Genomic DNA, 9,082 nt, shown 5'->3' on the forward strand with positions numbered 1-9,082 from the left:
CCTCGGAGAGGTCGTTCTCGACGATGGCGTCGCCGGTGGAGGTCATCTGACCGCCCGGATCCTGGCTGACGACCACGGATTCGGGGGTGCTGGGGGCCGCGCTCTGATCGGCGGGCGTGGGGGTGGAGCTGGTGTCGGGGGCTTCGGACATCGGGGACAGGTCTCTCGGTCGCGGATGGGCGGACAGGCCGGCGCACCGGGTGGCGCGGCGGCGGTGGTGCGAACCCCGGAACTGCTCCCACGCGCACGCGTGACTGAGCCATGATCCGAGGGGACCCGGAGAGGGTCGCAGCCCCCTCCTGCGCTGTCAACGCCACGCGGCGTGATGCAGCGCCAGCGCCTACCGTCGCGAGCCGCCTGCACACCCAGGAGTCGACGTGCCCGACCTCAGCGAGGAGCCGTCCGGGGGCCTGCCCGACGGCTTGGTCCGTGGCGAGGACGGCGTCCTGCGGTGCTGGTGGCCCGGCGACGATCTCGAGTACCGCCGCTACCACGACACCGAGTGGGGCCGGCCCGTCCACGACGACCGGCGGTTGTTCGAGAAGCTCTGCCTGGAAGGCTTCCAAGCCGGGCTGTCGTGGCTCACCATCCTGCGCCGTCGCCCCGCGCTGCGGGAGGTGTTCGCCGACTTCGACCCGGAACGCATCGCCGCGTTCGGCCCCGAGGACGTCGACCGTCTCCTGGGTGACGCACGGATCATCCGCCACCGCGGCAAGGTCGAAGCCACGGTCCACAACGCGCGCGCCTACCTCGACCTCGTCGGTGAGGGGACGTCGCTCGACGACCTCGTCTGGCGCTACACCCCGGAGGCACCACCGATCCCCCGGACGCGTGGCGACGTCCGCGCGACCTCCGCCGAGGCGACCGTCCTGGCCGCCGATCTCAAGCGCCGGGGGTTCCGGTTCGTCGGCCCGACGACGGCGTACGCGTTCTGCCAGGCGATGGGCCTCGTCGACGACCATCTGGTCGGCTGCGCCTCCCGCACCCCGAGCACGGGGTGACCACCTGATCGGCTGCGCGTCGCGTGGACGTTCGTCCGCCTGACCCCGCCGACGGTGGTCGTTCGGTGGTCACCGCGCCGTCCGCGCCGGCACGGTCACGCGAACCTGCTCCGAGAACGCCGGTGAACGCCACCGGCCACCCCCGGACAGGAGCCCCACGTGCAGGACCAGGACACCCGGACCCTCGACGACGTGCTCGACGGCGAGCGCATCGCCATGGTCGTCACCGCCGATCAGCGCGCCCGCCCGATGACCATCATCGAACGTGACGGGTCACGGCTGTGGTTCCTCACCGACCGCGGGGCCGACTGGGTCGAAGCGCTGCCGGAGAACGAGATCGTCGCGATCGTGATCAGCGACCCGGAGGACTCCCTCCACGTGTCGCTCACCGGCCAGGTCGGCCTCACCGACGAGGCCGACGTGCTCGAGCGGCTGTGGTCCAAGCCGATGGAGGCCTGGTTCGACGGCGCCGACGACCCCAAGCTCACCGCCCTCCACGTCGACGTGTCGGACGGCGAGTACTGGGACGGCCCGGACTCGGGGATCAGCCGAGCGATCCGCGGGATCGCATCGGTGGTCACCGGCGACGGTCGCGAGCTGATGGGCGAGCAGGGCGACGTGACGACCTGACCCGCGACGGGGCGGCGGTACCGTGCGACATCTTCGCCGCCCCTCCGGAGCACACCGTCGTGGCCTTCCCGAACCCCTTCGCGCGCCGCCGGACGCCGGCACCGAAGCTCGAGCAGCAGCGTGACGACATGCCGAAGACCGGGCTGTTCGCCGAGCCGGTCCGCGTCACCGAGCTCGATGTCCTCGAACCCGAGGTGCTCGACGACGGTCGCCACCGGGTCACCTTCCTGATCGAGGTCCGCGACGCCGAGGGCCGCCGGTGCCCCGACCTGTCGGTGGAGGCACGCGTCTCCGGACCGGAGCGCACGCGCACGGTCCAGGGCACGACCGACCTGTTCGGGCGCATCCGCTTCCGCATGGCAGGTCCGGCCGGCAGCTACACCGTCGAGATCACCGACGTCGCTGCGCACGGGCTCGCGTGGGACCCCGAGGCGGGCCCGATCACTGCCGAAGCTGCTGCCGGTTGAACCGCAGCGCCGCCTAGTCTCGCCCCATCGGCGATCAGGGAGCGAGCGTGGTGCAGCAGCCGAAGGTGTTCGGGGTCGTCCTGGCGGGTGGCGAGGGCAAGCGCCTCGCGCCCCTGACCCGCGACCGCGCCAAGCCTGCGGTCCCCTTCGGTGGCGCCTACCGGCTGGTCGACTTCGCCCTGTCGAACCTCGTGAACTCCGGGTACCGCCGCATCGTGGTGCTCACACAGTACAAGAGCCACAGCCTCGATACCCACCTCGCACGGACGTGGCGGATGTCGCCGATGCTCGGCAACTACGTGGCGCCGGTCCCCGCCCAGATGCGCACGGGCAAGGGGTGGTTCGCCGGGTCCGCCGACGCGGTCTTCCAGAACCTGAACATCATCCGAGACGAGGCCCCCGACTACATCTGCGTGTTCGGTGCGGACAACCTCTACCGCATGGATGCCTCGCAGATGGTCGAGGAGCACATCGCGTCGGGTGCCGGGGTGACGGTCGCCGGGTTGCGCGTCCCGATCGAGCAGGCCAGCGCCTTCGGCGTCATCGAGTCCGACGGGTCCGGACGTATCGCGGCGTTCCGCGAGAAGCCCAGCGACCCGGTCGGTCTGGCCGATGACCCGTCCCAGGTGTACGCCTCGATGGGCAACTACGTGTTCAGCACCGAGGCGCTGATCGACGCGCTCCGCGTCGACGCGGAGGACGAGGACTCCGCCCACGACATGGGCGGCGACATCATCACCAGCATGGTCGCGCGCGGCGATGCGGCGGTGCACGACTTCCTGCGCGACAACGACGTCCCCGGCTCGACGGATCGGGATCGCGGGTACTGGCGCGACGTCGGCACCATCGACGCCTACCACGAGGCGCACATGGACCTCGTGTCGGTCCACCCGATCTTCAACCTCTACAACCTCGACTGGCCCATCTACACCTGGCACGACCCGCTGCCACCGGCCAAGTTCGTGTTCGACGACGACGGTCGCCGCGGGACAGCGGTCGACTCGATGGTCTGCTCGGGGGTCGTGGTCTCCGGAGGCACGGTGCGCCGGTCGGTCCTCTCCCCCGGTGTCCGCGTCCACAGCTGGTCACACGTCGAGCGATCGGTGCTCCTCAACGGCGTCGACGTCGGCCGTGGCGCGGTGGTGCGCAACGCCATCATCGACAAGAACGTCCGCATCCCCGCGGGGGTCGAGATCGGCGTCGACCCCGACCGTGACCGAGCACGCTTCCACGTCTCGGACGGTGGCGTCGTGGTCATCGGCAAGGGCGACCACGTGCCCGGTCCGGACGAAGAGTGAGCGTCGAGCGACCGCGCATCGGGATCCTGACCAAGGAGTACCCGCCGGCCGTCTACGGCGGCGCCGGCGTGCACGTCGCTGAGCTCGCGCGCGCCCTCGACCGCCACGTCGACGTCGCCGTGCACTGCTTCGGTGAGCCACGCGAGGACGACCTGGTCGCCGGCTCCCACCGCGAGTGGGCTGCGCTCGCCGGCGACGCCCCGGAGCTCAGCGCCCTCCGGACCGTGTCGGCCAACCTGTCGATGGTCGCGGCGACCGGCGACGTCGCGCTGGCCCACAGCCACACCTGGTACGCGAACCTGGCGGGACACCTCACGGGCCTCGTCCACGACGTCCCACACGTCGTGACCACGCACAGCCTCGAACCTCTGCGGCCCTGGAAACGTGAACAGCTCGGTGGTGGGTACGCCCTGTCGAGCTTCTGCGAGCGGACCGCCCTCGAGCACGCCGACGCCATCATCGCGGTGTCCCGAGGTATGCGCGACGACGTGCTCGTCAGCTACCCGGCGGTCGACCCGAGCAGGGTCGAGGTGATCCACAACGGCGTCGACCCGACGTCCTGGCACCGGGTCGACGGTGACGACGCGCTGACGGAGCACGGCATCGACGCGACGTTGCCGACCGCGGTGTTCGTCGGACGTATCACGCGACAGAAGGGCGTGGTCCACCTGCTCGACGCTGCTGCCCACCTCCCGGCCGGGTCGCAGCTCGTGCTCTGCGCCGGCGCACCGGACACGCCTGAGCTGGCCGCCGAGTTCCGGCAACGCGTGGACCGACTCGCGGGAGCGGACGTCCGGGTCGTCTGGATCGAGACCATGCTGCCCCGGCCGGAGCTGCTCCAGATCCTGTCCGCGGCGGACGTGTTCGTCTGCCCTTCGATCTACGAACCGTTCGGCATCGTCAACCTCGAAGCGATGGCCGTCGGCCTGCCCGTGGTCGCCTCGGCCGTCGGTGGGATCCCGGAGGTCGTCGTCGATGGCGAGACCGGACGCCTCGTCCACTACGAGCCTGGCGACGATGGGACGGGCTCGCCCGCCGACCCGGCCGGCTTCGCACGTGACCTCGCCGCGCGGATCACCGACCTGTTCGAGGACGTGGACACCGCCGAGGTGATGGGTGACAACGGCCGCGTGCGGGTCGAGGAGCGGTTCTCCTGGGAGGCCATCGCCGCCGAGACGGCCGCGCTGTACCGCCGCCTCCTCGGTTGACCGAGGCATCGGAGACCGGGAGCTCGGCAGCTGACCGTCGACTCCCGCCGGCGGCGTAGCCTCACCGGCATGTCGCCTCTCGATGCGCTCCGTCCCGCCACTGCTCGCCTGCGTGACGCGCGGCGCACCTTCGTGCAGGTCGCGTTGGCGATCGCGGGGTCCTGGCTGGTCGCCACCGAGGTCCTCGGCTACCACGATCCCTTCTTCGCGCCGATCGCCGCGGTGATCGTCCTCAACACCGTGGCGCAGCGGGGCCGCCGCGCCGTCGAGATCGTCGTCGGAGTCGCCACGGGTATCGCCGTGGCCGACCTGCTCGTGGTCGGCATCGGGACGGGTGGGTGGCAGCTGGTCCTGGTGTCGGTGCTCGCGATGGCGACCGCGACGGCCGCCGGGGGCGGCCCCATCGTCCGTGCGCAGGCGACCGTCGCCGCGATCCTGGTCGTGACGCTGCAGCCGCCGACGCTCGACCTCGTGCCGCACCGGTTCTTCCACGCGGCCATCGGTGGGGCGACCGCCCTGCTGGTCGCGGCGCTCCTGCCACGCGCACCGGAGCGACAGCTGCGCCGCACCGCGGGACCGCTCTTCGACGACCTCGCCGCGACGCTCACGGACGTGTCCCGGGCCCTCCGGGAGGACGACCACGCCCTCGCCCATCGCGCGCTCGACCGCGCCCGCGAGCTCGACGCCGAGGTCGATGACCTGCGTGGCTCGATCGCGGTCGCTCACGAGACCGCGCGGATCGCCCCGCACCAGCGACGCCGACGCGGCCTCGTCGACAGCTACGCCGAGGCCCTCGAACCGCTCGACTTCGCCGTCCGCGACACCCGCGTCCTCGCTCGGGCCGCGGTCGCCGTCATGCGTCACGGGGCGGAGACCGAGGGCGCACCCACGGAGCTGGCGGACGCGGTGCTCGACCTCGCCGACGCGGTCCGGGCCCTCGGCGCACAGCTCACCGGGGCCGGCGCAGCCGAGCGCACCAGACGGCACGCAGGCGCTGCCGCCGCCCGCACACGTCCGCTGTTCGCGGACGCCCACGCGCTGGCCGTCAGCCGCGTGGTCGGTCAGATCCGCGCGACGGGCATCGACCTGCTGCGTGGGTCGGGCCTGCGGACCGAGGAAGCACAGCGGGTGCTCTACGACGCGCCGGACCCGTCTTCCCGCCGGACCGCCCCCGGGAAGGATCACGAGGGTCCCTGACGCTGCCCCCGTGACACACCGGCGCGACCACCCCCGACGGTTAGGGTGCCGCTCGCGATCGGGAGCCGACCGGGACGGAGCGACCCGTGGCAGATGTGGCGACGATCCTCGGGGGCGTGCTGCCCCCCGACCGCACCCTGACGGGGCCCGACGTGGCCCCCGAGTACGGCCACGACGAGACCCTCTCGGCCGAACCGCACCAGCCGGCGCTCGTCCTGCTGCCGGAGACCACCGATGAGGTCGCGGCGATCCTCGCCAAGGCCGACGCCCACGGGATCCCCGTCACAGCCCGGGGTGCCGGCAGCGGCCTGGCGGGTGCCGCCATCCCCGACCACGACGGGATCGTCGTCTCGTTCGAACGCTTCGACCGCATCGTCGAGATCGATGTCGACAACGGCGTCGCCATCGTCGAGCCCGGCGTCCGGCTCGCGGACCTCGACGCGGCACTCGCGCCGCACGGCCTGGTGTACCCCGTCCGCCCCGGCGAGGACAGCGCGACGCTCGGTGGGACCGTCAACACCAACGCCGCCGGCATGCGGGCCGTGCGCTACGGCGTCACCCGCAACCACGTGCTCGGGCTCGAACTGGTGCTCGCTTCCGGAGACGTCGTCCGGACGGGCGGCAAGATCGTCAAGGTCTCGAGCGGGTACGACCTGACCCAGCTCATCGTCGGTTCGGAGGGGACGCTGGCGCTCGTCACCCGCATCTGGCTCAAGCTGAGCCGGAGGCCGGCCAACACCCGGACGCTGCTGGCCCCGTTCGACAGCGTCGACCGGATCCCCGCGGCCATCCCACCGATCCTCGCCTCCGGTGCCGATCCGCTCGTCCTCGAGTACATCGACGCGCTGACCATGGCGGCGATCGTCCACCGCTCCGGGATGGAGCTCGGCATCAGCGACGCGGTGCGCGACTCGGCAGCGGCCTACCTGGTCCTCCAGCTCGATGATGCGAGCGCCGCACGGGTCGACGAGGACATCCTCGCGCTCGGCGGGCTGCTCACCGATGACCTCGGCGCCGCGGACGTCCTGGTCCTGCCCGGCGACGCGGCCGCGCAGCTGATCACCGCCCGCGAGCAGGCCTTCTACGCCGCCAAGGAGATCGGCTTCCACGACATCATCGACGTCGTGGTCCCGCGCGCCGCCCTCCCCACCTACGTGCGTCGCGTCGGCGAGATCGCCGCCGAGTTCTCCTCGCCGATCGTCGGGTGCGGTCACGCAGGCGACGGCAACGTGCACATGTCCGTCCTGCAGGCCGACGAGGCGATCCGGGACCAGGTCATGGGCGCGCTGCTCGCCGCCGGGGTCGAACTCGGCGGCGCGATCAGCGGCGAGCACGGCATCGGCCGCCACAAGCGCCCCTACTTCCTGGCGCTCACCGACCCCGTCAACGTGCGGCTGATGCGGGGCATCAAGGCCACCTTCGACCCCAACAGCACCCTGAACCCGGGGGCCATCTTCGACCGGGAGGTCCAGGCATGAACGGCGCCAACGCGCTCATCCGCACCCTGGTCGCGGCGGGTGTCGACGTCTGCTTCACCAACCCCGGGACCTCGGAGATGCACTTCGTCGCGGCGCTCGACGACGTCCCCGAGATGCGAGGCGTGCTGGCGCTGTTCGAAGGCGTGGCGACCGGCGCGGCCGACGGGTACGCGCGGATGGCAGGGCGACCGGCTGCCGTGCTGCTCCACCTCGGGCCGGGCCTCGGCAACGGTCTCGCCAACCTCCACAACGCACGACGTGCCGGGACACCGATCGTCAACATCGTGGGTGACCACGCGCTCCCCCACAAGCAGCTCGACGCGCCGCTCGAGTCCGACATCGAGACCGTCGCCCGCAACGTCTCCTCGTGGGTCCGCACGTCGACCTCGACCGAGCAGCTCGGTCGCGACACCGCCGAGGCGGTCGCCGCGGCCATCGGTGCGCCGGGGCAGGTCGCCACGCTCATCCTCCCGGCCGACGTGAGCTGGAACGAGGGCGGCGAGGTGGCCGCTCCGATCGCGCCCGCCGGTCGCGCGAAGGTCCCGGCTGACACGGTCACGTCGGTGGCCAAGGCCCTCAGCTCGGGGGAACCTGCGCTGATCCTGCTCGGCGGCGACGTGCTCGCCGACGCCGGCGCGATCGACGCCGCCGCGACCATCGCCCGGAGCACCGGCGCCGACATCCTCACCGAGGTCTTCCCGACGCGCCTCGCACGCGGCCAGGGCGTCGCACCGCTCGAGCGGCTCGGCTACCTCTCCGAAGCCTCGAGCCAGCAGCTCGCGGGCAAGGCGCACCTGATCCTGGTCGGCGCCGAGGAGCCGGTGACCTTCTTCGCCTACCCGGACAAGCCGAGCCAGCTCGTCCCCGACGGCACCGAGGTGCAGGTGCTCGCCGGCGAGACCGACGATGCCACCGGCGCTCTGGCCGCGCTCGCCGCCGAGCTGGGGTGCGCCGACGAGGACCCTCCGCGTCCCGGCGGAGACCCCGCCGAACGCCCGACCGGCGAGCTGAACGCCTGGACGGTCTCGCTCGCCGTCGGCGCGTTGCTGCCGGAGAACGCCATCGTCGTGGACGAGGCGATCACCTCGAGCCTGTCCCTGCCGATGACCACCGCGAACGCCCCGCGCCACGACTGGCTCACGCTGACCGGCGGGTCCATCGGTTTCGGGCTGCCGGCCGCCGTCGGTGCCGCCATCGCCGCGCCCGACCGCAAGGTCCTGGCGCTCCAGGCCGACGGCTCGGCCATGTACACCCTCCAGGCCCTGTGGACGATGGCACGCGAGGAGCTCGACGTCACCGTGGTGATCTACAACAACGCGTCCTACGAGATCCTCAAGATGGAGCTCCAGCGCGTCGGGGCGGAGGGGTCGGGGCCCCGGGCCGCCGACCTGTTCGACCTCGGCCGGCCACGGCTCGACTTCACCCACCTCGCCCGTGGCATGGGGGTCGACGCCGCCCGGGCCACGACCGCCGAGGGCTTCACCGATCTGCTCGAAGCGGCCCTGGAGACGCCCGGGCCATCGCTGGTCGAGGCGATGATCCCGAAGCTCTTCTGAGTCCCGGCAGGCTCGCCTGCCACCGCCCGCGAGGCGCACGAACAGCGGCGGCCACGGCGTCGGGGAGGGACCTGGGGTCCAGGCGTCGAAACCCCGGGGAGACCTGTCTGCAGCGTCTCCGGGGAGAGCAAGATGTTCCGTGCAACCGTCCGTCGTCCGCTCGGCATCCTGCTCGCGGCGGTGCTGGCCGCTGCCGGGCTCGTGGCGCTGGCCCCGTCGGGTGCGAACGCGACACCGGTCGCCGAAC

The 9,082-nt window shown here is 72.1% G+C and carries 8 protein-coding genes; all 8 read left to right on the forward strand.

All coding sequences use genetic code 11. The annotated features are described in order from the left end of the window. The first annotated feature begins 377 nt into the window (after positions 1-377). The 8 genes from WEB03_RS06585 (at position 378) to WEB03_RS06620 (ending at position 8,835) form a co-directional block, all read left to right on the forward strand. Positions 378-1,001, forward strand: coding sequence for a DNA-3-methyladenine glycosylase I (locus WEB03_RS06585; protein ID WP_368070155.1), 624 nt, complete (start codon positions 378-380; stop codon positions 999-1,001). Between the two features lie 159 nt (positions 1,002-1,160). Beyond that, positions 1,161-1,631: a pyridoxamine 5'-phosphate oxidase family protein gene (locus WEB03_RS06590; protein ID WP_368070156.1), complete on the forward strand. Its 471-nt coding sequence runs from the start codon at positions 1,161-1,163 to the stop codon at positions 1,629-1,631. Positions 1,632-1,690: 59 nt separating this feature from the next. After that, the gene (locus WEB03_RS06595; protein WP_368070157.1) at positions 1,691-2,098 is read left to right on the forward strand and encodes a hypothetical protein; all 408 of its coding nucleotides are present in this window, start codon (positions 1,691-1,693) and stop codon (positions 2,096-2,098) included. A 50-nt stretch (positions 2,099-2,148) separates the two neighbouring features. Beyond that, positions 2,149-3,396, forward strand: a complete 1,248-nt coding sequence (gene glgC / locus WEB03_RS06600; protein ID WP_368070168.1) for a glucose-1-phosphate adenylyltransferase — start codon at positions 2,149-2,151, stop codon at positions 3,394-3,396. Then, positions 3,393-4,604: a glycogen synthase gene (gene glgA / locus WEB03_RS06605; RefSeq protein ID WP_368070158.1), complete on the forward strand. Its 1,212-nt coding sequence runs from the start codon at positions 3,393-3,395 to the stop codon at positions 4,602-4,604. The genes glgC and glgA overlap by 4 nt, the downstream gene beginning before the upstream one ends. A gap of 69 nt (positions 4,605-4,673) precedes the next feature. Continuing rightward, positions 4,674-5,801: an aromatic acid exporter family protein gene (locus tag WEB03_RS06610; protein ID WP_368070159.1), complete on the forward strand. Its 1,128-nt coding sequence runs from the start codon at positions 4,674-4,676 to the stop codon at positions 5,799-5,801. An 86-nt stretch (positions 5,802-5,887) separates the two neighbouring features. Further along, positions 5,888-7,279, forward strand: coding sequence for an FAD-binding oxidoreductase (locus WEB03_RS06615; protein ID WP_368070160.1), 1,392 nt, complete (start codon positions 5,888-5,890; stop codon positions 7,277-7,279). Further along, the gene (locus tag WEB03_RS06620) at positions 7,276-8,835 is read left to right on the forward strand and encodes an acetolactate synthase large subunit (RefSeq protein WP_368070161.1); all 1,560 of its coding nucleotides are present in this window, start codon (positions 7,276-7,278) and stop codon (positions 8,833-8,835) included. The genes WEB03_RS06615 and WEB03_RS06620 overlap by 4 nt, the downstream gene beginning before the upstream one ends. The last annotated feature ends 247 nt before the right edge of the window (positions 8,836-9,082 follow it).

This window comes from Nitriliruptor sp. (assembly GCF_040882075.1).
GTDB lineage: Bacteria > Actinomycetota > Nitriliruptoria > Nitriliruptorales > Nitriliruptoraceae > Nitriliruptor.